Annotated in this window: 23 protein-coding genes; 20 read left to right on the top strand and 3 right to left on the bottom strand. The window is 40.8% G+C overall.

Annotated elements, in window-relative coordinates:
- Window positions 1–15 precede the first annotated feature (15 nt).
- Together rsmD and coaD are read left to right on the top strand one after the other, a co-directional pair.
- Complete coding sequence (gene rsmD / locus ACEQ1T_RS24075; protein WP_206836077.1) at window positions 16–567, top strand: 16S rRNA (guanine(966)-N(2))-methyltransferase RsmD; 552 nt, start codon at window positions 16–18, stop codon at window positions 565–567.
- Between the two features lie 63 nt (window positions 568–630).
- Entirely contained in the window at window positions 631–1,110 is a 480-nt protein-coding gene (coaD, locus tag ACEQ1T_RS24070) for a pantetheine-phosphate adenylyltransferase (RefSeq protein ID WP_206836079.1), read from the top strand.
- Between the two features lie 82 nt (window positions 1,111–1,192).
- Here coaD and ylbJ read toward each other — a convergent pair whose 3' ends face one another.
- The gene (gene ylbJ, locus ACEQ1T_RS24065; RefSeq protein ID WP_206836083.1) at window positions 1,193–2,410 is read right to left on the bottom strand and encodes a sporulation integral membrane protein YlbJ; all 1,218 of its coding nucleotides are present in this window, start codon (window positions 2,408–2,410) and stop codon (window positions 1,193–1,195) included.
- Window positions 2,411–2,727: 317 nt separating this feature from the next.
- On the opposite strand from ylbJ, the gene ACEQ1T_RS24060 reads away from it, so the two are divergent.
- Together ACEQ1T_RS24060 and ACEQ1T_RS24055 are read left to right on the top strand one after the other, a co-directional pair.
- Window positions 2,728–3,519 carry a patatin-like phospholipase family protein gene (locus tag ACEQ1T_RS24060; protein ID WP_370225090.1) on the top strand — a complete coding sequence of 264 codons (792 nt, stop codon included), beginning with the start codon at window positions 2,728–2,730 and terminating at the stop codon, window positions 3,517–3,519.
- Window positions 3,516–4,526: a SepM family pheromone-processing serine protease gene (locus ACEQ1T_RS24055; RefSeq protein WP_206836090.1), complete on the top strand. Its 1,011-nt coding sequence runs from the start codon at window positions 3,516–3,518 to the stop codon at window positions 4,524–4,526. The genes ACEQ1T_RS24060 and ACEQ1T_RS24055 overlap by 4 nt, the downstream gene beginning before the upstream one ends.
- A gap of 116 nt (window positions 4,527–4,642) precedes the next feature.
- Here ACEQ1T_RS24055 and ACEQ1T_RS24050 read toward each other — a convergent pair whose 3' ends face one another.
- A complete protein-coding gene (locus ACEQ1T_RS24050; protein ID WP_370225089.1) occupies window positions 4,643–5,857 on the bottom strand; it encodes a nucleotidyltransferase in 1,215 nt (404 codons plus the stop codon).
- A gap of 202 nt (window positions 5,858–6,059) precedes the next feature.
- Here ACEQ1T_RS24050 and ACEQ1T_RS24045 point away from each other — a divergent pair, with 202 nt between their 5' ends.
- From ACEQ1T_RS24045 to ACEQ1T_RS24030, 4 genes are all read left to right on the top strand, one after another.
- The gene (locus ACEQ1T_RS24045) at window positions 6,060–6,584 is read left to right on the top strand and encodes a DUF177 domain-containing protein (RefSeq protein ID WP_206836095.1); all 525 of its coding nucleotides are present in this window, start codon (window positions 6,060–6,062) and stop codon (window positions 6,582–6,584) included.
- A gap of 118 nt (window positions 6,585–6,702) precedes the next feature.
- The gene (gene rpmF / locus ACEQ1T_RS24040; RefSeq protein ID WP_009791160.1) at window positions 6,703–6,876 is read left to right on the top strand and encodes a 50S ribosomal protein L32; all 174 of its coding nucleotides are present in this window, start codon (window positions 6,703–6,705) and stop codon (window positions 6,874–6,876) included.
- Between the two features lie 141 nt (window positions 6,877–7,017).
- The gene (locus ACEQ1T_RS24035; RefSeq protein ID WP_206836097.1) at window positions 7,018–7,776 is read left to right on the top strand and encodes an enoyl-CoA hydratase/isomerase family protein; all 759 of its coding nucleotides are present in this window, start codon (window positions 7,018–7,020) and stop codon (window positions 7,774–7,776) included.
- 135 nt (window positions 7,777–7,911) lie between these two features.
- On the top strand, window positions 7,912–8,544 hold the full coding sequence (locus tag ACEQ1T_RS24030; RefSeq protein WP_206836100.1) for an RsfA family transcriptional regulator: 633 nt from the start codon (window positions 7,912–7,914) through the stop codon (window positions 8,542–8,544).
- Window positions 8,545–8,620: 76 nt separating this feature from the next.
- Here the strand turns inward: ACEQ1T_RS24030 and ACEQ1T_RS24025 are convergent, their stop codons facing one another.
- Window positions 8,621–9,094, bottom strand: a complete 474-nt coding sequence (locus tag ACEQ1T_RS24025; RefSeq protein WP_370225087.1) for an N-acetyltransferase — start codon at window positions 9,092–9,094, stop codon at window positions 8,621–8,623.
- A gap of 264 nt (window positions 9,095–9,358) precedes the next feature.
- On the opposite strand from ACEQ1T_RS24025, the gene ACEQ1T_RS24020 reads away from it, so the two are divergent.
- The 12 genes from ACEQ1T_RS24020 (at window position 9,359) to ACEQ1T_RS23965 (ending at window position 23,952) form a co-directional block, all read left to right on the top strand.
- Window positions 9,359–10,702, top strand: coding sequence for an acetyl/propionyl/methylcrotonyl-CoA carboxylase subunit alpha (locus ACEQ1T_RS24020; RefSeq protein ID WP_206836105.1), 1,344 nt, complete (start codon window positions 9,359–9,361; stop codon window positions 10,700–10,702).
- 15 nt (window positions 10,703–10,717) lie between these two features.
- Window positions 10,718–10,930 carry an acetyl-CoA carboxylase biotin carboxyl carrier protein subunit gene (locus tag ACEQ1T_RS24015; RefSeq protein ID WP_009330910.1) on the top strand — a complete coding sequence of 71 codons (213 nt, stop codon included), beginning with the start codon at window positions 10,718–10,720 and terminating at the stop codon, window positions 10,928–10,930.
- 117 nt (window positions 10,931–11,047) lie between these two features.
- Entirely contained in the window at window positions 11,048–12,589 is a 1,542-nt protein-coding gene (locus tag ACEQ1T_RS24010; RefSeq protein WP_370225086.1) for an acyl-CoA carboxylase subunit beta, read from the top strand.
- Between the two features lie 188 nt (window positions 12,590–12,777).
- On the top strand, window positions 12,778–13,674 hold the full coding sequence (locus ACEQ1T_RS24005; RefSeq protein WP_370225085.1) for a 2-dehydropantoate 2-reductase: 897 nt from the start codon (window positions 12,778–12,780) through the stop codon (window positions 13,672–13,674).
- A 10-nt stretch (window positions 13,675–13,684) separates the two neighbouring features.
- Complete coding sequence (locus ACEQ1T_RS24000; protein WP_370225111.1) at window positions 13,685–14,071, top strand: DUF3397 domain-containing protein; 387 nt, start codon at window positions 13,685–13,687, stop codon at window positions 14,069–14,071.
- Window positions 14,072–14,213: 142 nt separating this feature from the next.
- Window positions 14,214–15,848, top strand: a complete 1,635-nt coding sequence (bshC, locus tag ACEQ1T_RS23995) for a bacillithiol biosynthesis cysteine-adding enzyme BshC (RefSeq protein ID WP_370225083.1) — start codon at window positions 14,214–14,216, stop codon at window positions 15,846–15,848.
- Window positions 15,849–16,124: 276 nt separating this feature from the next.
- Entirely contained in the window at window positions 16,125–16,556 is a 432-nt protein-coding gene (gene mraZ, locus ACEQ1T_RS23990) for a division/cell wall cluster transcriptional repressor MraZ (RefSeq protein ID WP_370225082.1), read from the top strand.
- Between the two features lie 111 nt (window positions 16,557–16,667).
- On the top strand, window positions 16,668–17,600 hold the full coding sequence (gene rsmH, locus ACEQ1T_RS23985; RefSeq protein ID WP_370225081.1) for a 16S rRNA (cytosine(1402)-N(4))-methyltransferase RsmH: 933 nt from the start codon (window positions 16,668–16,670) through the stop codon (window positions 17,598–17,600).
- 53 nt (window positions 17,601–17,653) lie between these two features.
- Window positions 17,654–18,019: a cell division protein FtsL gene (gene ftsL / locus ACEQ1T_RS23980; RefSeq protein WP_370225080.1), complete on the top strand. Its 366-nt coding sequence runs from the start codon at window positions 17,654–17,656 to the stop codon at window positions 18,017–18,019.
- Window positions 18,019–20,241 carry a penicillin-binding protein gene (locus tag ACEQ1T_RS23975; protein ID WP_370225079.1) on the top strand — a complete coding sequence of 741 codons (2,223 nt, stop codon included), beginning with the start codon at window positions 18,019–18,021 and terminating at the stop codon, window positions 20,239–20,241. The genes ftsL and ACEQ1T_RS23975 overlap by 1 nt, the downstream gene beginning before the upstream one ends.
- A 97-nt stretch (window positions 20,242–20,338) precedes the next feature.
- Window positions 20,339–22,255: a stage V sporulation protein D gene (locus ACEQ1T_RS23970; protein ID WP_206836132.1), complete on the top strand. Its 1,917-nt coding sequence runs from the start codon at window positions 20,339–20,341 to the stop codon at window positions 22,253–22,255.
- Between the two features lie 236 nt (window positions 22,256–22,491).
- Complete coding sequence (locus ACEQ1T_RS23965) at window positions 22,492–23,952, top strand: UDP-N-acetylmuramoyl-L-alanyl-D-glutamate--2,6-diaminopimelate ligase (RefSeq protein WP_370225078.1); 1,461 nt, start codon at window positions 22,492–22,494, stop codon at window positions 23,950–23,952.

The raw sequence follows: 23,952 nt of genomic DNA, 5'->3' as shown, positions 1-23,952 counted from the left end.
GTTAGCGGTGATAGTATGCGAGTGGTATCAGGAACAAGAAAAGGGAAAATATTGAAAGCTGTTCCGGGCAGTTCAACCCGTCCGACTACTGATAAAGTAAAAGAAGCTATTTTTAATATAATTGGGCCGTATTTCGACGGGGGCTATGGGCTTGATCTATTTGCGGGCAGCGGCGGTCTTGGCATCGAAGCCCTCAGCAGAGGAGCAGACAAGGTCATTTTTGTGGATAGGGACGGAAAGGCCATCCAAACCATCCATGAAAATATTCGGACATGCGGTTTTGAAGAAAAGGTGGAAGTATATCGAAATGATGCGGATCGTGCCATTAAGGCAATATTAAAAAGAGATCTTGTTTTCGATTATATATTTCTCGATCCGCCTTATCGCAAGCAGCAGCTTCTTAAGCTTCTGAACGTTATTGATGAGAATGATTTGCTTTCGGGTCAGGGAACGATTCTATGCGAACATGGTTCTGATGTAGAGCTCCCTGATACAGTGGGGAGACTGGTTCAGCGGAAACAGGAAAATTACGGGATAATATCTATCTCTATTTACAGCTGGGCTTAATAATACATACTTAGAATGCTTATGGAAAACGATACATAATAAGAACATGACAGGGGGATATCAATGGGCGGCATCGCGGTTTGTCCAGGCAGCTTCGATCCAATAACTTATGGCCATCTGGATATTATTAAGAGGGCGGCAAAGGTATTTGAACAGGTTTATGTAGTTGTATTGAATAACTCTTCAAAAAAACCTCTTTTCACTGTTGAAGAAAGAATTCAGCTGATAGAAGAAGTTACAAGGGATATTAAAAATGTTAAAGTAGATTCGTTTCAGGGGCTGCTGATGGATTATGCAAAATCTGTTAATGCGAATGCTGTCATCCGAGGCTTGCGGGCTGTTTCTGATTTTGAATATGAAATGCAGATAACATCCATGAACAGAGTCTTGAATGATGAAGTGGAAACCTTTTTTATCATGACTAATAATCAGTATTCGTTCTTAAGTTCAAGCATTGTGAAAGAAGTCGCAAAATATAACGGGGACATATCAGAACTCGTTCCTGACACTGTAGAAAAAGCTCTTAAGAACAAGTTTAGCTAAACATAAAGCGGGGTGTCTTACCCGCAGATTGTACTTTGAATAATATAAAACGGGTGCCCGATTGATAGGTACCCGTTTTTTGTTATCTCTTGTCCAAGCGCCTTGCGAGCATAAAGGTATAAACAGAAAGTGCAAGTATGGTTATAAGCGGTCCTGAAGCGGCTATTCCATCAAATAATTTTCCGAAAAATGAATTATTCTCAAAAAACCCGACCGGTATGGCATTGGATGGCTGCTCCGTATTGTAAAACCGTTCATAAATTGGCTGCCAAAGGATGAATGCATAAAAGGCAGCTGCAAAGCCATGAACGATTCTTGCAAAAAAGAAAGGCTTGAAATTAATATCAGTTTGGGCCAGGATGCTTGCAACCTGAGCCTGTACGCTGAAGCCGCTGAATGCGAGTATAAAGCTGACAATAATGACCTGCTGCATTAATGTTGCCTGCTGAACCTGGCTTGTCATCTGGCTGCCAAGTGTTATTTCAAATAAGCCTGAAATGAATGGGATGCTCAATTCTGCTGGCAGACTGAATATTGACAATACAGCTTCTATGCCTTTAGCAAGGAATGCCGTGATTCCAAGATGATATAGAAGTTTGTTAATAACAGAGAATAATATGATAAATCCGCCTATCATCAAAAGTGTTTGGATGGATGACATGACTGCATCCCCAAGAAGCTTGCCTATCGGGCGATTATCTTTTATTCTTGTCCGATGAAGAGCTGATAAGGCTGCCCGTAAAGATGGTTTTGATGTCTTTGCGCCAGGGGGAGACTGTCTGGTTTTTTTTCCGTAGAACCTCATTAATAAACCGACGGTAATATTGCCGAGATAGTGAGCCAGGGCCAATATTACCCCAAGCTTGGCATTATTAAAAAAACCAACTGATACAGCACCGAAGATAAACAAAGGATTTGAACAATTAGTAAAAGAAACCAGGCGCTCTGCTTCTGTTTTTGAGAGCTGTCCTTCCTGCCGCAGTCTTGCGGTCAGTTTGGCGCCGGCTGGATAGCCTGAAGCCATTCCCATTGCCCAAACAAACCCTCCAACTCCAGGTACTCTGAATAAAGGTCTCATCAAAGGTTCAAGGAGTACCCCAATGAATTTTACTACACCGAAGCCGATCAGCATTTCTGATACAATGAAGAAGGGCAGCAATGAGGGAAACACAATTTCCCACCACATATTTAATCCCCTGATTGATGCATCAACCGATTCCTGGGGAAAGGAAATTAATGAGATGGCCATTAAGGTTACAGAGAGTGCAAGAGTAACCGTTTTTAATTTGGAACGAAACACGGACAAGCCTCCCTCAAGTTGTACTGACTGTGCAATGATTTTAAACAATGATAAAATAAAGAAGCGTTTGAAGATATATTTTCTCTGGCCTTTTTCATTTAATGTCAAGGGTATACAAGGGTCAAATTTTTGCTGTAAAGTCTTGTCCCCATATAACTCAATATACTCATAGAAGTTTAAAATAGACCATAGAATTAGGTACAGGCAAATGTGAATTTTCAGCTGAAGATTTTTATTGTATGCTTCTTTTGGAAATAAAAAGAATAGAATAACTTAAAGGCAAAGTTCGGCCATTGGCGTTTTGAGGGGGGAGTCTTTTGCAGCGACCGAAAATAGGTTTGGCACTTGGTTCGGGAGGAGCTCGGGGATTCGCCCACCTCGGTGCCATCAAGGTCTTGAAGGAAGCCGGCATACCGATTGATTATATTGCCGGCAGCAGCATGGGTGCCATGGTAGGCTGCTTTTATGGGGCTGGGCTTGATGCTGACCGTTTATATAAGCTTTCCAAGGCTTTTAAAAGGAAGTATTATTTAGATTTCACCGTGCCTAAAATGGGTTTTATTGCAGGGAAACGAGTAAAGGAACTGATCCGTATATTTACCCATGGAAAAAATCTTGAGGACCTCGATATTCCTGTCAATGTTGTGGCTACTGATTTAATGACTGGAGAAAAGGTTGTTTTTAAGAGCGGCCCGATTTCTGATGCTGTAAGGGCAAGCATTTCCATCCCGGGCATATTTGTGCCTGAAAAATTAAATGGACGCCTTTTAGTGGACGGAGGAGTAGTGGACAGGGTTCCTGTGTCTGTTGTTAAAGAAATGGGGGCTGATATTATCATCGCAATCGATGTCTCACATGTCAAAACGAATGCCGAAATAACTTCAATCTATGACATTATTATGCAAAGTCTGGATATCATGCAGATGGAGCTGGTTACTCACCGGGAAATAGCTTCTGATTTTATGATCAGGCCCCGGGTCGAGATGTATAGTTCCCGTGCATTTACCAATATTGAAGAAATCATCAATATCGGCGAAGAGGAAGCAAAAAAGCATATTGACAGTATTTATCATTACATAACTAAATGGAAGGAGCATCCTGATAGATGAGAAGCAAGTTTTATACCCGTTCCTTCTTGGTTCTGGCTGTTATTCTTCTGGTCAGTTCGTTTTATTATCTGCCTTACTATGTATCAAAGCCAGGTATGGCTAAAGAGCTGGAACCAATTATTGAGGTTGAAAACGGCAATGATGAACAGGGCAGTTTTATGCTGACGACTGTAAGAATGGGAAGGGCTAACATATATGCATACGTAGCTGCTAAATTCAGCAAGTATCAGGAACTATATCCTGAAGAAGAAATACGTTCCGAAAATGAAACAGAAGAAGAATATAATGTACGGCAGCTGCATCTTATGGCAACTTCCAAAGTGGCTGCTATTGAAACTGCCTATAAAAAAGCTGGTATACCTATTCATTACCATTATAATGGCGTATATGTCCTTAATGTGCTGCCTGATATGCCTGCTCACGGCAAACTGCAGGCTGGTGACCGCATTTTTAAAGTGGGTGGCAAGGAGTTCAAGTCCTCTGATGAATTTATCAGCATGGTATCAAATAAACAGGAAGGCAGTGAAATAACATTAACCTTTGAACGCCAGGATAAGACTAAGGAAACGTCGATTCCTTTAAAGACACTTAAAGAAACAGGAAAGCCGGGCGTGGGAATCACCCTGGTCGATGACAAAGAAATAGAGGTCGAACCAGCCGTGAATATTGACAGTAAAGAAATTGGCGGCCCATCAGCCGGGCTGATGTTTTCACTTGAGATTTACAATCAGCTTATAAAAGAAGATTTGACTGGAGGCTATAAAATAGCTGGAACCGGAACTATTAATTCGGAAGGGACAGTCGGAAGAATAGGAGGCATCGAGCAAAAAATAGTGGCCGCTGACAAAGCCGGAGCAGAAATCTTCCTTGCCCCTAATGAAAAAGGAGCAGAAGACTCAAATTATGTAGCCGCTGTTGCAACAGCCAGGGATATCAAGACTGATATGAAAATTATTCCTGTGGACACTTTTGATGATGCGGTTGAATATTTAAGGAACCTGGATTAATTGGAACATGCACCAATCAATGAAAAGCCAGCGGCAATTAAGAAATGCCGCTGGCTTTTCATTTTTATAAACTGACAAACTCTGCTGTCAGTTTATAAAATTATATAGTTAATGATTTAATCAAGCATAATAGGCGGCTGATTAAATTCTTTCTGCATTAGATTTTGGTCCCGAGCACCCTCTATACCCATTGCATATACCCGGGAAGCTTTGATATCCAAATGCAGCTTTTGTGTATTATGTGAAGAAATTCTTGAAATCAGCGGCAGTTTTAAGTCGGATTTATGCCTGTTTAAATACTTTCTGCCGTTCTTGGACATCCCCAAAAGATGCAAATATTTCGCTTTTAATGGTTTATTGGGCATCTCTGATTTTTCTGTATTCGTGAGGATATGTACGCAAGCCCGCTGAAGCCTTGTCCAGGTGTACCTCTTCGTTTTAATTTTTTCCATAAACTGCTGAAAACTTTCTGCCTGGAGTGCTGCTGATAGAAATCTATGCTCAAGGCCTTCCTCCATTTCATAAATGCCTCTTAACTTTTCTGGCTGAAGATGGACCAGACGGAATTTTAAAAAAGGCCAGTATTGTTCCCATTGGTGAAATCCGCCAAACTCTTTTTTATAGTGGAGTAAACCCTGATATGTAGTTTCAGGAACATATTGGCGAATGAATTCAATCTCTCCATTCTCGGAAAAAAGTGCTTTTCTGATGCTTGTTGCACTTGCTATGGAATCTGAAGCAAATTGTTCATCATGGTAACCTGCGCTTTTTCTTGCAATTGTAAAAAGCTCCATCGATGAATTTTGTCTTCTGGCTGATTTTAAATATTGAAAGCCAAGAATATTATTTGGTTTTGAAAGGTCTACCAATTCACCTTGGGGGTTCAGGTCCAGGAACGCCATGGATGTTGCTTTTGGATAGCTGAAGCCTGCATCCAGATGCACTCTGACCTTTTCCTGATAATCGGCATTATGTTCCTCCAGAAAAGATAGCGTTTGGTGAAAGCTTTCCATATTACCGGATTCACTTCCGAAACAAAGGCTCCTGCAGCCGGCAGCTTCTAAAATGGATACAGCGCCGCTGGCAAAAATATCTGCCTGCTGAACTGCAAACTGGTATGGAAGCTCAAACACAATGTCTGCACCAGCTCTTAGCGCCATTTCTGCACGCTTCCATTTGGAAACTAATGCAGGTTCTCCCCTTTGCAGAAAGTTGCCGCTCATGACAGCAATGATGGTTTCTGCACCTGAGAATTCTTTTGCCTGCTCCAAATGAAAGGCATGGCCATTATGAAAAGGGTTATATTCTACAATTACACCTGTTGCATTCATATTGACATACTCCTCGAAAAGGTTTAAAAAGAAATGTATTGGAAAAAGTATTAAGAAACAAAATCTAAAAATCCTGCAAAAACTTTTTTACTAAAGAAGCCTTCAATAGTAGGATATTAGCTACATTATAGTGTAAAGAAAAAATATTGACAAATAATTATAGGAAGGCTATAATTACCTTTGTTGCCTTGGGGTGATTCGTATGAAATGGACTTTAAGTCAGTTACAAAAATATCGAAGCAAGGATTTTCCCATTGATGAAACTGTCAATGTTGATGAGGTCATGAAACTGAATCCGGAAATACGCGGTGCATCACCAATGCATGTGACGGGCCGTGCGGATATCGATTCTGCCAAAGTGACTTTTCATTTAAATATAAAGGGTCATTTAATACTGCCTTGTTCTCGTACTTTAGTTGACGTAAATTATCCAATTAATGTTGAAACAACCGAAACTTTCCTCTTAAAAGGTCTTGATTATGAGACTGAAGAGGAGGTTCACCAGGTAAAAGGGGATGTGATTGATTTAAATCCGATCCTTCATGAAATCCTTTTACTCGAAGTCCCAATGCAAGTTTTCTGCGAAGACAGCAGTGAAGAAGGAGCTCCTCAATCCGGCAAGGATTGGGAGGTCATTCAGGAGCAGGATAAACAGGATAAAGTAGATCCTCGTCTTGCCGGACTTGCTCAATTTTTTGATCAGAATGATCCTTCTTCCGATTCATAACGGAAGAAAAACAAGAAGCACTTGAAGACACCAGCTTGCTCTGGCCTTCATAACTTTCTTAATGGGTGTGTCCAATTCCTATGGACATCCTCTAATACTCTTTAAGGAGGTGGGAAGAATGGCTGTACCTTTTAGAAGAACATCTAAAACTGCGAAGAGAAAACGTCGTACCCATTTTAAATTACAGGTTCCTGGTATGGTAGAATGCCCAAACTGTGGTGAAATGAAACTTGCTCACCGCGTTTGCAAAGCTTGCGGAACTTACAAAGGAAAAGAAGTAGTTAACGACTAATCCTTTAGATATAAAGCACAAGAACTTAGTTCTTGTGCTTTTGTCGTTTTTTTGGCATTGATTTGGCTCATCGATAAGTACAAGTCTATGAGTATTTTTGCTAATATTAAAAATAGTTTAACCAAATACAAGGAGGCAGCCATGAACCCTTACATAATTGAAGAATTCGAGAATGGACTTTTAGTATTTAAGATTAACAGGCCTGAGAAAAGAAATGCCATAAGCTATGAAGTTATGGATGGTCTTGAGATCTCACTCCGTAAAGCAGGAGAGAAATCAGTTAAGGCACTTGCGATTACCGGTGAGGGAGGCCGTGCTTTTTGCTCAGGAGGTGATCTATCTTCCTTTCACAGCTTAAAGACTGAACATGAAGCATTTGGAATGTTAAGCAGAATGGCTAGTCTTTTAAAAAAAATACTATTTCTTCCAAAACCAACTATTGCCATATTGAATGGAACAGCTGTCGGCGGCGGCTGTGAGCTGGCTGCTGCATGTGATTACCGGATTGCCAATGCAGGAATAAAAGCCGGTTTTATCCAGGGAACCTTAGCCATAACAACCGGATGGGGCGGCGGTTCCATCATTATGGAAAAGATGCTTCCTGCCAATGCCCTAAGAATGCTGATGGAAGCAAAATTATATTCTGATAAGGAATTAAAAGAATTAGGTTTCATACATTCTGTAATAAAAGGGGATCCAATCGACGGGTGCAGGAGCTTTCTGGAAGAAATGCTCAGGCTTGAGAGTGAGGTTTTGGAAGCTTATAAAGACCTTCTTGTAAAAAAGTGGACTGCTGCTGGCTTAGAAGAGAGAATCGATCAAGAAGTGCGTCGCTGTTCGGTTTTATGGGAGGGAGAAGCACACCATAATAAAGTTGACAGTTTCCTGAATAAGCGCTAAGTATATTCTTCCGATATAAACAATAACCCATTAATTTCCTGATGGTGAATAAAGTTACACTTTATAATATGATATCAGTCTATCTTTTCTAGCATTGGCATATGTATAAAGAAAAACACTAGGAGGGATACACTGATGTCTTCTACACGTCAGGATGCTTGGTCTCAAGATGAAGATTTGCTGCTTGCAGAAGTTGTGCTCCGACATATACGTGAAGGAGGAACTCAGCTTCAGGCATTTGAAGAAGTTGGCAAACAGTTAAGCAGAACCGCGGCTGCCTGCGGATTTCGCTGGAATTCCTATGTAAGAAAACAATATAAAACAGGAATTGAACTGGCAAAAAAACAGAGAAAAGAAATGAAGAAAAACCCGGAGGCTGTTCAAAGAGATCATGAGCTACCTGCTGTTCCAGAGGAAAAGACGGAAAAAAGAAATGAAAACTCAGTTCAGGCAATTAAAAGGACTATCGAGTTTGAGGAATTAGTCTCATTCCTGAAAGAGTTATATGAAAGTGCTCAGAAGCCTGCTGTCTCAGAAGATCCTTTTCCTAAAAAACGCATTCAGGAGCTTGAGAAGCAAATGTACTACCTGGCAGCGGAAAATGAAAAATTAATTAAAGAATTGAATACGATGGAGCAGGATTACAAAGCACTGGTAGAAATTATGGAAAGTGCAAGAAAGATTGTCGGTCTAAAAGACGGCACCCGCCACAAAAACTTGAATTTTACTGTGAATCCCGATATAAAGCCTGAAAAGGTGGAGAAATAGATAACGGTAAATAAATAGAAATAAGCGGACAAAATTAGTCCGCTTATTTAATGTCTTAGCTTTAGTGGACAGCAGCTTAATGGGTTTGTTCTTTAACTCCTGCCGGGAACCAGGCCAGCGGATTCTCACCCAAATCGCGTTCCATATCATAATGGACGGGTTCGAATCCCATTTTCTCCCAGAAAGCTTTCGATTTTACTCGTGGATTTGTTTTGATAGGAAGTCCAAACCCTTTGGAAAATTCTACAAGTGTCTGGCCATAGCCTTTGTTTTGATAGTCAGGCAGGACTTCAAGCTTCCACAACTCCAAATAATCCTGTGCGGGTTCGAAATATCGGTCGAATCTTGCTTCTATCTGGTAAAGGCTCATGCGTGCTACAAGCTTATCCCCAAAATAAATGCCGTAGAAAGGCGACTCACTGTCATTTTCAATAATATTAGCTTCAAGGTCTTCAAGCATTGACAGCTCCTGCAGTCCATACTCTTTGAATTTCTTAAACTCTTCCAGTGTTTTATAATTTACTTTTAATTTTTCAACTTTATAGTTCATAAAATTTCCCCCTTAGCCATCGATGTATAGGAATTCTGCTGATGTAACCGCTTTATAATGCCTTCCTGATAATTGAAAGGTTTTTTCTATATCTATTATTATATAACAAGTAAACAAAAAATTCTGCACATATGAAAAACTTAATATATTTTTAGTTTTTTTATAAAAATCAGAAAGCGTTTACAAAAACAGCAGGAAATAGGCAGAAGATTGTAGAAATATATATTATTGCAGGAATTACTACAATGAGAAAGGGGACAGATTGTGCGAAAAATTCTGATTGCCAACAGGGGAGAAATTGCTTTAAGAATAATAAAAACCTGCCGTGAAATGGGAATTGAGACTGTTGCTATATATTCTGATGCAGACAAAGACCTTCCGTTTGTTAAAGAAGCTACATATGCTTTCCGTATAGGTGAGCCGCCTGTTAATAAATCTTATTTAAAGACAGAAGCCATTCTGGAAATTGCAAAGAATGAAAATGTGGATGGAATTCATCCTGGATATGGATTTTTATCAGAAAACTCCGGCTTTGCAAGAGCTGTACTTGATGCAGGGATTGCTTTTATTGGACCAGATCCTGAAACCATTGAATTGATGGGGGATAAAATTGTATCCCGCAAAACTATGAAGGACGCGGGAGTACCGGTTGTCCCAGGAAGCGGAGAGGGAACATCCACACTTGAGGAAGCATGCAGTCTTGCAAATTCTATGGGCTATCCAGTCATGCTGAAGGCCAGTGGAGGAGGCGGAGGAATTGGAATGGTACGCTGTGAAAATGAGCAAGCGCTCACTAAGTCCTTCGACTCCACAAAAGCCCGCGCCAAAGCTTATTTTGGTTCTGATGAAGTATTTGTCGAAAAATATATAGAGAATGCCAGACATGTCGAAATACAGGTGTTTGGTGACCGTTATGGGAATATCGTACATTTATTTGAAAGAGATTGCTCTATTCAAAGAAGACATCAGAAAGTAGTGGAGGAATCACCATCACCTTTCCTTTCAGAGCAAACAAAACAAAAGATGTATGATACTGCTTTGACTGCAGCCAAAGCGGTCAATTATAAAAATGCCGGAACAATTGAATTTATTGTGGATGAGCAGGAGAACTTTTATTTTCTTGAAATGAACACAAGACTCCAGGTTGAACATCCCGTAACTGAACAAGTAACTGGGCTGGATCTTGTAGAGTGGCAGCTGCTTGCAGCAAGAGGTGAAAAGCTGCCGCTGCAGCAAAATAGCATTAAGCAGTCTGGCCATTCAATTGAATTTAGACTGTATGCTGAGGATCCCGTAAGCTTTATGCCTTCTCCTGGCAAATTGTCTAAATTTGAATGGACAGATTCTCCGCGAATACGCGTTGATTATGGATATGCTTCGAATACAGCAGTCAGCCCATTTTATGATCCAATGATCGCAAAATGCATTATATTTGGTCAAACAAGGGATGAAGCGATAGAAAATGCCTTGCAATTCTTTGATGGACTTAAAATTGAAGGCATTAAAACGAATGCACCTTTATTTAAAGAAATATTAAAAGACGAAGATTTCCGTAAAGGGAATTATTCTACATCATTTCTAGCGCAGAAGGCATTTGCCGTTAACTAAAAGGAGGAAATAACAATGAAAGAAATTACATCATCAATGGCAGGTACTGTATTGAATGTTTTGGTCGAAGCGGGTCAGGAGGTTAATGCAGGCCAGGAAGTATTAATGCTTGAATCAATGAAAATGGAGATTCCGGTTGAAAGCGAAGCTGCTGGAAAAGTAGCTGAAGTGAAGGTAAGCATAGGAGATTTTGTTAATGAAGGCGATGTGCTGATCGTATTCGAATAAAAGGGCTGGGACACGGATATCCAGTGACAGGGGGGCTTGCGCTGAGCCATCTTTGCACCGTGAAGCAATAAGCAAGTTTAACGAAGTATGGAAAATTCATATTTTAGGAGGATGGGAATGACCACTGCAAAGACATTAACTGAGACGCTGCAGGAAAGAAGCAGGGTAATAGAAGCTGGCGGACATCCAAAATATCATGAAAAGAATGAAGCCCAAAACAAACTCTTTGTCAGAAGACGGCTTGAACTTCTTTTTGATGACGGATTCTACGAGGAAGATGGCAAGTTTGCGAACTGCCAGGAAAGTGATCTTCCGGCAGATGGAGTTGTAACAGCAGTTGGAAGAATAAATGGCCAGACAGTTTGCGTAATGGCTAATGATTCCACAGTAAAAGCCGGTTCCTGGGGTGCGAGGACGGTTGAAAAGATCATCCGTATACAGGAAACAGCAGAGAAGTTAAAAGTTCCGATTCTTTACCTGGTTGACTCTGCCGGTGCCCGTATTACGGATCAGCTCGAGATGTTCCCGAATAGACGCGGAGCAGGCAGAATTTTTTATAACCAGGTAAAAATTTCAGGCATGGTACCGCAGATTTGTCTGCTTTTTGGACCCTCTGCTGCAGGCGGAGCTTATATCCCTGCGTTTTGTGATATCGTTGTTATGGTAGATCAAAATGCATCTATGTATTTGGGTTCGCCAAGGATGGCGGAAAAGGTTATAGGAGAGAAGGTTACCCTTGAAGAAATGGGCGGCGCCCGCATGCATTGTTCTGTCAGCGGCTGTGGTGATGTGCTTGCATATAGTGAAGAAGAGGCTATTGAATCAGCAAGAAGATATTTGGCGTACTTCCCTGCAAGCTTCAAAGAGAAATCAGTGAAGCTCGAGGCGGCAATGCCCAAATCCGGCCGCAGTCTTGAAGAAATTATCCCTAAAAATCAAAATGCCCCATTTGATATGTATGAGTGTATTGATTCCGTAATTGATGAAGGCAGCTTTTTTGAAATTAAGAAACTTTTTGCTGCGGAACTCATTACGGGACTTGCTCGGATAGGGGGGAGGCCTGTAGGGATTATTGCCAACCAGCCAAAAGTTAAAGGCGGGGTTTTATTTGTAGATTCCGCTGATAAAGCCGCGAAATTTATTCAGCTTTGTGATGCTTTCCATATTCCGCTATTATTCCTTGCAGATGTCCCTGGATTTATGATTGGGACTAAGGTTGAAAGAGCGGGGATTATCCGGCATGGTGCCAAGCTTATTGCTGCGATGAGTTCTGCAACAGTGCCGAAAATTTCAGTTGTCGTCAGAAAGGCATATGGAGCCGGATTGTATGCTATGGCCGGGCCAGCGTTCGAACCTGATTGCTGTATAGCCCTGCCTACAGCACAAATCGCTGTAATGGGTCCTGAAGCAGCAGTAAATGCGGTTTATTCCAATAAAATCAATGCGATTGAAGACCCGAAAGAAAAGGTTAAATATGTACAGGAAAAACAGCAGGAATATAAAGAAACAATTGATATCTATAAGCTTGCCTCAGAATTAATTGTTGACGATATTGTTGCACCTCAGGAATTAAGAAATGTTTTAATTAACCGTTTTAATCTGTATGAGACTAAAGAATTGACATTCAGCGTTCGCAAACATCCAGTTTATCCAGTTTAATACTTTATCCTTTAAAAAAATCCCTTTTTCGATTTTCGAAAAAGGGATTTTTTTAAAGGATTTATCTGATGAAAAATGGAATTAAGAAAATATATATTGGAATTAATAATTAAAACATTCCATTTTACCCATGAATTTATCTTAATTTGTTAAAATATGCTTAAAAAGTAAAAATGGTGGAGTCAGTTATGAGAATAGCTATTATCGGAGGAGGCGCCATTGGCCTTCTGTTTGCTCATTATTTGAATGAAAATCATGAAGTCCGTGTTTATATTAGAAGAAATAGTCAATTGCAAAAGCTGCGCATTAATGGACTTACAATCGAGAGAAAAGGCATTCGCAGTAATGCCCCCGTCAAGGTATGCCATTTTAAAGCATGGAAGGGGGAAGAGGATTTAACAATCATTGCGGTTAAGCAATACAGCATTCCTGAAGTTGTAAAGGAATTATTGGAAATGAATACCAGTCAGTCTGGATCATTTTTGTTTTTGCAAAATGGTATGGGGCATTTGAAGTGGGCTGAAATGCTTGAAGCGGAAAATCTTTATGTGGGCAGTGTAGAGCATGGAGCTTTAAAGTCAGAGCCTGACACAGTGCGGCATACTGGGATTGGGGTCACCAAAGTGGCTGCTTTAAAGGGGGATGTGGATCTATTATCGAAAATATCCGATTCGGCATCTAGTTTTTTTCCTTTTAAATTTGTCGGGGATTACAAAGAAATGCTAATTGAAAAATTAATCGTAAACTGTGTTATAAATCCTCTTACAGCAGTTCTCCGTGTGAGAAATGGTGAGCTCTTAGCAAATAAATATTATCATCAGCTATTTTTGAAGTTATTTGACGAGGTAAGTGCCATATTAGATATTCCTGATAAAGCAGGTGCTCTAACCCATGTGAAAAGTGTTTGTGAGGAAACAGGGATGAACAGATCCTCAATGCTTAAGGATATCGAAGAAGGCAGAGAAACAGAGATAGATGCTATTTTAGGATATATCCTTGAGAAAGCTGAGAAGAAGAAGATGTCTGCTCCATATTCTGAAAGTCTTTATTGTCAGATCAAAGGCAGGGAGAAAAGGGGGAAATGAGTTGAACACTGTGTTCTCAAGCCTAATTGCAACATTGGTGACCATACCGCTGCTCGGATATCTGGCTGTTTTTATTATCAGCAAACAAATTACTAAAAAACACAAAAGATCTGTCCATATTGCCCTGGATGTCAGCACATTATTATTAATTATGGCGGTTCACTATCTAATTATCGTAATCTGGGATAAATCCTATTTGTGGATGATAGTCTTATCCCTGCTGATTACAGCGGTCACTTTTATTATTATGCATTGGAGAATTAAGCAGGAAATCAATCTGCGTGTCTTATTCAAAGGATTCTGGAGATTCAATTTTTTACTCTATTTCACCGCTTATATAGTTCTGATATTCATAGGGCTTGTTCAAAGGGTAACTTCTGTTGTCTTTATTCCATAGTAAGCATTCTGAGAACATAATTATTTTACATTTAGAATTAAAGCATTTAGGTAAGCAAAGTTTTTTTATTTTCATTTAAGACAATGCTATACTCATAAGATGAAAATTAAAATTGATCAGCTATGAGAAAGGAAGTTCATTAATGGAGATTCTTAATCTCTCATTGCCGGCAACAAACCGGTTTGCAACAGATTATATAGCACAAACAGAAGAAATTATGCAGTTTTTTCATTATCGTTATAATTCCGACTCTGATTATAAAGCACGATTAGCTGAACTGAGGGGCCGGTCGTTTATGAGAAATGAACTTTCTCAATATATTGGAGAGTTTATGGATCAATTTCCTTCTTCCCCTGCTGTTCATGACTCGCTTAAGAAGCTAAAGCAGGAAAATAGTGCAGTGATAATCGGAGGGCAGCAAGCAGGAATTCTGACGGGACCTCTTTACACTATACATAAAATCATCTCAATCATAAATCTTGCAAAGCAGCAGGAAAGTGAGCAGGGAATCCCGGTTGTTCCTGTATTCTGGATTGCTGGGGAAGATCATGACTATCACGAAGTAAATCATATTTTCATCGAGAAGAATAATAAAATGGAAAAAAAGACATATCCTGAAAAAGTTTTAGAGAAGAAGATGGTTTCAAATATCCCTTTGAACCGTGAAAAGTGCAGGGAATGGGTGAGAGACATCATTGAGACTTTCGGAGAGACAAAACACACAAAAAATCTCCTTCTGCGATTAGAAGAAATTATTTTGCATTCTCAAACCTATGTGGAGTTCTTTGCCGGCATAATTATGCATTTATTTAAAGAATCAGGGCTTCTTCTGATTGATTCCGGTGACTCAAAGCTTCGCAGACTTGAAAGCAGCATTTTTGGCAAACAAATCAAAGGTTTTGAATATATTACAAAACGTGTGAAAAGCCAGCAGCAGAATTTAGAGAATTCGGGCTTTCCAAATGCCATTGACTTAAGTGAAAATGCTGCCAACCTATTTTATTATGACGAAAAGCATAAAGAAAGAATTCTTTTGGAGTTCAATCAGGAGAAAAAGGTATTTACGGGTAAGGAACACACTCATGAGTTCACAATGAATGAGCTTCTGGAGATTGCAGAAAACCATCCCGAACGACTGAGCAATAATGTGGTGACGAGGCCCATCACACAGGAATGCCTGTTTCCGGTTCTTTCCTTTATAGCCGGGCCTGGCGAAATTGCCTATTGGGCTGAACTAAAAATGGCATTTGAATGGTTTGGAATGAAAATGCCTCCTATTATGCCCCGTTTAAATATCACTATCTTAGAACGTTCTGTGGAAAGTGATTTGCTGGAATTAGGACTTGATTTGCAGGGCGTGCTTGTATCTGGTACGGAATCAGCTAAAGATGAGTATATGAGGAGTATTAAAAATGAAAGCATAAAAGCTCATTTCCGAAAAACAAAAGCTCAAGTAAAACAAAACTATGAGCTAATCGAAGAGCTTACTATGAAAGAGGTTCACGCCCTACTGCCAATGTTAAAGAAAAATGAAGATCTTTTAATAAGGCAGATGGATTTCATGGAGAATAAAATCCAGAAATCCATCCAGCAAAAACATGATGTAATCATTAAGAAATATGAAAAAGCTGAAAACTCCCTGAGGCCGGGTGGAGTTCCTCAGGAGAGAGTTTGGAATGTCCTCTATTACCTTAACAAATATGGGATGGATTTCCTTGAGGAATTTATTGATTACTCCTTTCGTTTTGATGGGACACACAAAGTCATAAAAATTTAATATTCGCCATTATTCTTCGGACCTTTTCCATGCGGATGAGGTCTTTTTTTTGATAGAAAAGGGGTGAATTCCCTTTATCTCCTGACTATTTCCCCACATAAAATCTGTGAAAAAACAGTAAAGACTTTAAAGAAAATGTAATAAAAAGACGAACGAAAAATGGGGGAATACCTTATGGGAAGCAGGATTTTATATGAAGTGGTAGAATAATTAAAAACATGTGGAGGAAAGTGGGGGATTGTGGTACATTTGAGTTAGAAAGTGGGTGCAGTGGGTATGTTCATGGGTGAGTTCCATCACAACGTTGATAATAAAGGCCGTCTCATCGTGCCAGCCAAGTTTCGTGATAACTTGGGTGAAACATTTGTTTTGACACGAGGACTTGATCAATGTTTGTTTGGCTATCCCATGGATGAGTGGAGGCAGCTTGAAGAAAAATTAAAGGGCCTTCCGCTGACCAAAAAAGATGCCCGTGCATTTACCCGTTTTTTCTTTTCAGGTGCCACTGAATGTGAAATTGACAAACAAGGAAGAATAAATATTGCTTCCCCGCTTCTGCAATATGCAAAAATGGAAAAAGAATGTGTAGTGCTGGGCGTTTCCAATCGGATCGAGATATGGAGCAAAAATCTTTGGGAAGATTATTTTGCAGAATCAGAGGAATCTTTTTCTGATATTGCGGAAAACATGATTGGGTTTGATATATAATGGGAATGTTTTATTAATATAATTTCCCATGATACAAAGATATTTGTTTAGCTCCAGATGCCTATTATGCGTCTCGTGCTTTTCGGATTGGAAAGGTGGATTCATACAACAATGTTTGAACATACAACAGTGCTATTAAAAGAAACAGTAGAAGGCTTAAATATCCATCCTGATGGAGTGTATGTGGATTGTACACTGGGCGGCGCAGGCCACAGTGAATTAATTCTTTCCCAGCTGTCTGAAAAGGGAAAGCTGTACGCATTTGACCAGGATGACACAGCCATTGCTCACGCAAAGGAAAGACTGGCGGAATATGGTGACAGAATTACGATCATCAAAAGTAATTTCAAGTATCTGCAGGAAGAGCTTTCAAATCTTGGTGTATCAAAAGTAGATGGTGTTTTATATGATCTTGGTGTTTCATCACCTCAATTGGATACACCTGAAAGAGGTTTCAGCTATCATAATGATGCCCCGCTTGATATGAGAATGGATACAGGCGCTGACATTTCCGCTTATGATGTGGTAAACAGCTGGGAATATGGTGAACTTGTGAAGATCTTCTTCAGATATGGAGAAGAAAAATTCTCGAAGCAAATTGCGAGGAAGATTGAAGCGGCCAGGGAAGTTTCCCCGATAGAAACAACAGGCCAGCTGGTTGAACTGATTAAAGAGGCAATACCTGCTCCTGCCAGACGAAAAGGCGGACATCCCGCCAAACGTGTATTTCAGGCCATTAGAATAGCTGTTAATGATGAACTCGGTGTATTTGAGGACTCTCTGCACCAGGCTATTGACATATTAAATCCCAATGGAAGAATCAGCGTGATCACGTTTCATTCATTGGAGGACCGGATTTGCAAAGCTGCCTTTAAAAAAGCCAGTGAAACACCAAATCTGCCTCCCGGCCTCCCGATTATTCCAGATGAATATAAACCAATCCTAAAGCTTATTAACAGAAAGCCGATTCTGCCATCAGAAGAAGAGCTGGAACACAATAATCGTGCAAGGTCCGCTAAACTGAGAATAGCAGAAAAGCTTTAAGTAAATACCTATACCGCAGCAGACCATAAATAAAAAATTACAGGAGGGGAATTATGAGCAATTTAGCCCGAAAAATTCAGGAAGAAAAACAATTTGATGTGCAAACCCAGCCCGTCCAGGCTCCCCAAAAATTAAAATCAAAAAAGTCATGGCTTTCCCCCGGGGAAAAAATACTGGGACTGGCTTTTACTGGTATTGTATGTTTTGGTGCAGTGCAAATGGTCTCAAATCAGGCAGCCATCTACGAAGTGAATAAAGAAATTCAGCAAACAGAGGAAGCAATTCAAACGCAGAATAAAGTGAATACAGATCTGAAAATGCAAGTGAGCGAATTAAGTACATACGAGCGCATTAAAGCAAAAGCTGAGGAAATGGGACTTAAATTCAGCGGAAATAATGTCAAGGTCGTGGAAGATTAATGAAGAAACAGCCAAATATCAATTTTGGAGCAGCGATATTATTTTTAATATTCAGCCTGCTCTTTTTTGTATTAATTTTCCGCTTTGTTTCCATTCAGGTTACAGGTGAAGCAGCGGGACATGCACTTGCAGCAAAAGCTCAGCAAAAATATGAACGGGAAAAGACAATTCAAGCCAAAAGGGGTACTATTTATGACCGCAATGGTGAAGTCATTGCCGAGGATACTATTTCCTACAAGCTTGTAGCAATCCTCGATAAAAGCATGAAACCGGATTATGTGAAAGACCCTGAAAAAACAGCAGCGGCGCTTTCAAAAGCTATTGATCTGGAAGAGTCGGAGATATATAGGATCCTAACGAAGAAAACAAAAGATGGGGAAACACCATTCCAGGTGGAATTTGGTAAAGAGGGTCGCGATCTTCCTTTAAAGACTAAGAGAGAAATTGAAGATTTAAAATTACCGGGGATTACATTCATAACTGATTCAAAACGGTTCTACCCGAATGGGGTCTTCGCCTCACATTTAGTCGGATATGTAGAAAAGAAAAAATCGAAGACAAATAAAACCGATACAGTAGGGATGCTGGGCCTTGAACAGAGCTTGAATGATGTGCTCACAGGAAAAGATGGAATGTTCAGCTACGAAAGTGATATATGGGGCTATCTCCTCCCGAATGGAGATCAAAAAATCCAGCCTGCTCAAAATGGTAAAGATGTGTATTTGACAATCGATAAAAAGATCCAGACTTTCCTCGAAGATTCCATGAATAAAGTAGACGAAGAGTATAAGCCGAAAAAGATGGTTGCCGTAGTCGCGGATGCCAAAACGGGCGAGATTCTGGCAATGGGACAGAGGCCATCCTTCCATCCGAAAACAAAAGAAGGCATTGAAGATACGTGGCATAATGAAGTGATCGAAAATTCATTTGAGCCTGGCTCCACGATGAAGATCTTTACTTTGGCTGCAGCCATTGAGGAAGGAAAATTTGATCCGAATGAATGGTATAAATCAGGAAGTTATAAAGTAACAGAAAACTCACCAGCTATACGCGATCATAACCAGGGACGGGGCTGGGGGTCCATTACTTACCTTGAAGGCGTTCAGCGTTCGTCGAACGTGGCTTTCGCGAAAATAGTTAAAGAGAAGCTTGGTTATGAAAAATACAGGGAATATATAACAAAGTTTGGATTTGAAAATCCAACTGGAATTGACCTGCCGAATGAAACAGGCGGAAAAATCGCTTACGAGTGGCCGCTTGATAAGGTAACGACCGGATTCGGGCAAGGTTCTGCCATTACGCCGATTCAGCAGGTACAGGCAGCTACTGCCATTGCAAATGACGGCAAAATGATGGAGCCTCATGTGATCAGCAGTATTGTTGATGCTGATAAAAATGAAGTCTTAAAAAAAACAAAGCCGGAAGTGAAGGGGAATCCAATCTCGGCAGAAACGGCTAAGAAAACAAGGGATATCCTGGAAACGGTGGTATCTTCCGAAAATGGAACGGGCTACAAAAGGTATAATATTGAGGGCTATGAGGTTGCCGGAAAAACGGGGACTGCTCAAATCCCTGACCCAAATGGCGGAGGATATTTAACGGGACATGAAAATTTTATCTTCTCCTTTTTAGGCATGGCTCCAAAAGATGATCCTGAGCTGATCATCTATGTAGCGGTCCAGCAGCCGGATATTGACCTCAGTACAAACGGTGCTGAGCCGGTTTCCAAGATTTTTACTCCTGTGATGAAAAGCAGTCTTCAATATTTAAATATTGAGCCGGCAAAGGAACTGAAGGCAAACTCTGAACAAGCACCTGAAGTGGAAGGCAAAACAATTGAGGAAGCAAAAGCAGAATTGAAAAAATCCGGTTTCGAAGCTATTGTACTGGGAAAGGGAAGCAAGGTTGAAAGACAGGTCCCTGGAAATATGTACAATTTGCTGGAAGGAGAACGTGTAATCTTAAAAACGGAAGGCGAGTTAACGGTGCCTGAAATGAATGGATGGTCGCTTAGGGACGTTATGAAGGTGGCAAAGCTTGCTGACTTAAAGCTGAATACTGTAGGAAGCGGATATGTGGTGAAACAAAATCTGAAGGCTGGTTCTGCACTCAGGGAAAGTGACTATTTAATTGTAGAACTTGAGCCGCCTGCAGAGAAATACAATGAGGAAAACTTAGAATCAGAAGAGCAGAAGGATGAAGAGGAAGCAGTGCTGGATTAATTTAGAACGTACTGCCGGATGAGCGGCAGTGCGTTCTATTCATTTATGTACAAGCATATATTGGAACGAGCCATAATCTAAGGAGGTTCGTCCGTACATGCGTGTTTCAAATGTAACCGTTCGAAAACGGCTGACTGCAGCGTTGTTTGTTGGTATTCTCGTTTTTTTTATTATTGATTTGCGTCTTGGATATGTTCAATTCTTTCTGGGCAATTTGCTTACAGATGGCGCAAAGGAACTGTGGAGCAGAGACATCCCTTTCGAACCGGAAAGAGGGGAAATCGTCGACCGCAACGGTGTTCCGCTGGCTACGAATGTCAGTGCCCCAACTGTCTATGTTGTCCCCAGGCAAATAAAAGATCCTGGGGATGCTGCAGAGAAATTGGCTGCAGTGCTGAATATGTCAAAAGAAAAAGCTTACCAGCTTATCACAAAAAGAGCATCAAGTGTGAAAATCCCTGAAGGCCGAAAGATTTCCCATGAAAAAGCGAAAGAAATCCGTGCCCTGGAAATTGAAGGCATATATATCGGAGAAGATTCAAAACGCCATTATCCTTTCGGGAATTATCTCTCACATGTTTTGGGATTTTCGGGAATTGATAATCAGGGTCTTATGGGTCTTGAATTATATTATGATGAAGAACTAAAGGGAAAAAAAGGATCTGTTAAGTTTTATGCGAATGCAAAGGGTGAACGGATGAACGATATGGCGGATGACTACAAGCCGCCAGTTGATGGAATGGATTTAAAGCTCACCATTGATTCCAAGATTCAGACAATCGTAGAAAGGGAGCTTGATATTGCCCAGGCTGAATACAACCCTGATGGAATAATAGCAATTGCCATGAATCCGAATAATGGAGAAGTTCTTGCCATGGCCAGCAGGCCCGATTTTGACCCTGCAAATTTCAGGAATGTACCCCCGGAAATTTACAACCGCAACCTGCCAATCTGGAGTACATACGAGCCTGGTTCTACATTCAAAATTATCACTCTGGCAGCTGCGTTAGAAGAGGGAAAGGTAGACTTGGAAAAGGATCATTTCCACGACCCGGGGTCTGTTGAAGTTGGCGGTGCCAGACTAAGATGCTGGAAAAAGGGAGGCCATGGCAGCCAGACTTATCTGGAAGTAGTCCAGAATTCCTGTAACCCTGGTTTTGTAGAGCTGGGTGAGCGATTAGGTAAAGAAAAACTGTTTAAATATATCCGCGACTTTGGGTTCGGCGAAAAGACCGGTATCGACCTGCAGGGCGAAGGGAAAGGGATTCTATTTAACCTCGATCGGGTTGGTCCTGTTGAGCAGGCAACTACTGCTTTTGGACAGGGAGTTTCCGTTACCCCGATTCAGCAGGTAGCAGCCATTTCGGCAGCCGTTAATGGCGGAACACTATATACCCCTTATATAGCCAAAGAGCTTATTAATCCTGCTACCGGGGAAATATTGATGAAAAAATCACCTGATGCAAAGAGAAAAGTAATCTCAAAGGAAACATCAGATGAAATCCGAAAAGCGCTGGAATCAGTTGTAGCAAAAGGATCAGGAAAAAAGGCTTTTGTAGACGGGTACCGAGTAGGCGGTAAAACTGGGACTGCACAAAAAGCGCAAAATGGCCGGTACCTGGAAAATAACCATATTGTATCATTTATAGGATTCGCACCTGCTGATGATCCGCAGCTTGTTGTTTATGTGGCTGTGGATAATCCAAAAGGAACTGTTCAATTTGGCGGCGTAGTTGCTGCACCTATTGTAGGGGAGATCATGGGGGACAGCTTGCGGGCAATGGGAGTAAAGCCGCGGAAAAATCAAATTGAAAAAGAGCTTACATGGATGGATTCCCCAATGATAGAAGTTCCTGATATGGTCGGTCTGACAAAGAAGGATCTGGGTGAGCTCTACCTTAACCTGAAAATTGATGCGAGCGGCACAGGAAATACAGTGGTCAAGCAAACGCCTCAGCCTGGCATCAAGCTAAAAGAAGGGTCAACGATCCGGTTGTATTTTGACGACAAATAAGAATAGAACTGAGGGCGGCATGATCCTGCGCCGCCTGAATTTTTTTTGTTTGTAAGGAAACCGCAACATACTTTCTGGGTTTAGGTTCTATATATTAAATAGCTAAATAAGCAATTATCATGTACAATATATATCGCCATCATTTAGAATATTAGTTTGGGGATTTAAAAATGAATATGGCCAGAATCATTAAAAAGGATTAGATTTTTTTGTTTAACACGAGAGGATTGGTAGAAATGGAATTACATAAATTGCTGCGATTTTTGCAGCCTTATATGACTTATAAAGGGGAAAACCCGGAAATTACAGCAATTGTTAACGATAACAGGAAAGTTACACCTGGAAGTCTGTTTGTTTGTATTGAGGGGTATACGGTGGATGGCCATGACTTTGCGGCTTCTGCAGCAGAAAAAGGTGCTGCAGCTGTCATTTCCCAAAGAGAATTGGATTTGGATATCCCAGTTATAGTGGTAAAGAATACAAAACGGGCCATGGCCGTGCTGGCTGATGCTTTTTATGGACAGCCGAGCAAGCAGCTTCATTTAATTGGCATAACAGGCACGAATGGCAAAACAACAACAAGCCATTTAATAGAGAAGATACTTGCCGATGCAGGAAGGCAAACAGGCTTAATTGGCACGATGTATACGAAGATTGCCGATGAAACCTTTGAAGTGAAAAATACCACTCCTGAAAGTTTGACTCTGCAAAGTACATTTAGAAAAATGGCAGATGCAGGTGTAGATTCAGCCGTAATGGAAGTGTCTTCGCATGCACTTGTTGAAGGGCGTGTTCATGGCTGTGATTTTAATATAGCCGTATTTACAAACCTGACTCAGGATCATCTGGATTATCATAAAACAATGGATGAATATAGGAGAGCAAAAGGGCTGCTTTTTGCCCAGCTCGGAAGCGCCTATGATCATGGGGAGCCTAAGTATGCCATATTAAATTCAGATGACCCCGCTTCTGCAGAATATGAAAAATCTACGGCTGCTCATGTCATAACCTATGGGATTGATCAGGAAGCTGACATTCGGGCCATTAATATTCAGATGACTGCTGGCGGTACGGAATTTGACTTGATCTCTCCATTCGGGAAGCATAAAGTTTCTCTTAAAATGATAGGCAAGTTCAGCATCTATAATGTTCTTGCCAGTATAGGTGCAGGAATTGCTTCAGGAATATCAATCTCGCAAATCATCAAATCTGCTGAAGAAGTTAAAGGTGTAGCAGGCAGATTTGAAACCGTTGATGCAGGTCAGGATTTTTCTGTGATTGTTGATTATTCACATACTCCCGACAGCCTGAAAAATGCTTTGGAAACAGTAAAGCAATTTGCCCAGAAACGCATTTTTGCCATCGTAGGATGCGGCGGAGACAGAGACAGGTCCAAGCGGCCGCTAATGGCTGAAATTGCATGCCAGTACAGTACAGACCCGATCTTTACTTCTGATAACCCCCGCAGTGAAGACCCGATCCAAATCCTGAGGGATATGGAAGAGGGTGTAAAAGGTGAAAGTTATAAAACAATCGCCGATCGAAAAGAGGCCATTCATTATGCGGTGAAAAATGCAAGTAAAGGAGACGTTATTTTAATAGCTGGCAAGGGTCATGAGACATATCAGCAGATAGGGAATCAGGTTTTCGACTTTGATGACCGCCTTGTCGCAAAAGAGGCTATAGAGGAGCGATAA

Source organism: Cytobacillus sp., assembly GCF_964223445.1.
Taxonomy (GTDB): domain Bacteria; phylum Bacillota; class Bacilli; order Bacillales; family Cytobacillaceae; genus Cytobacillus.
This window is presented reverse-complemented; position numbering and strand designations above follow the sequence as displayed.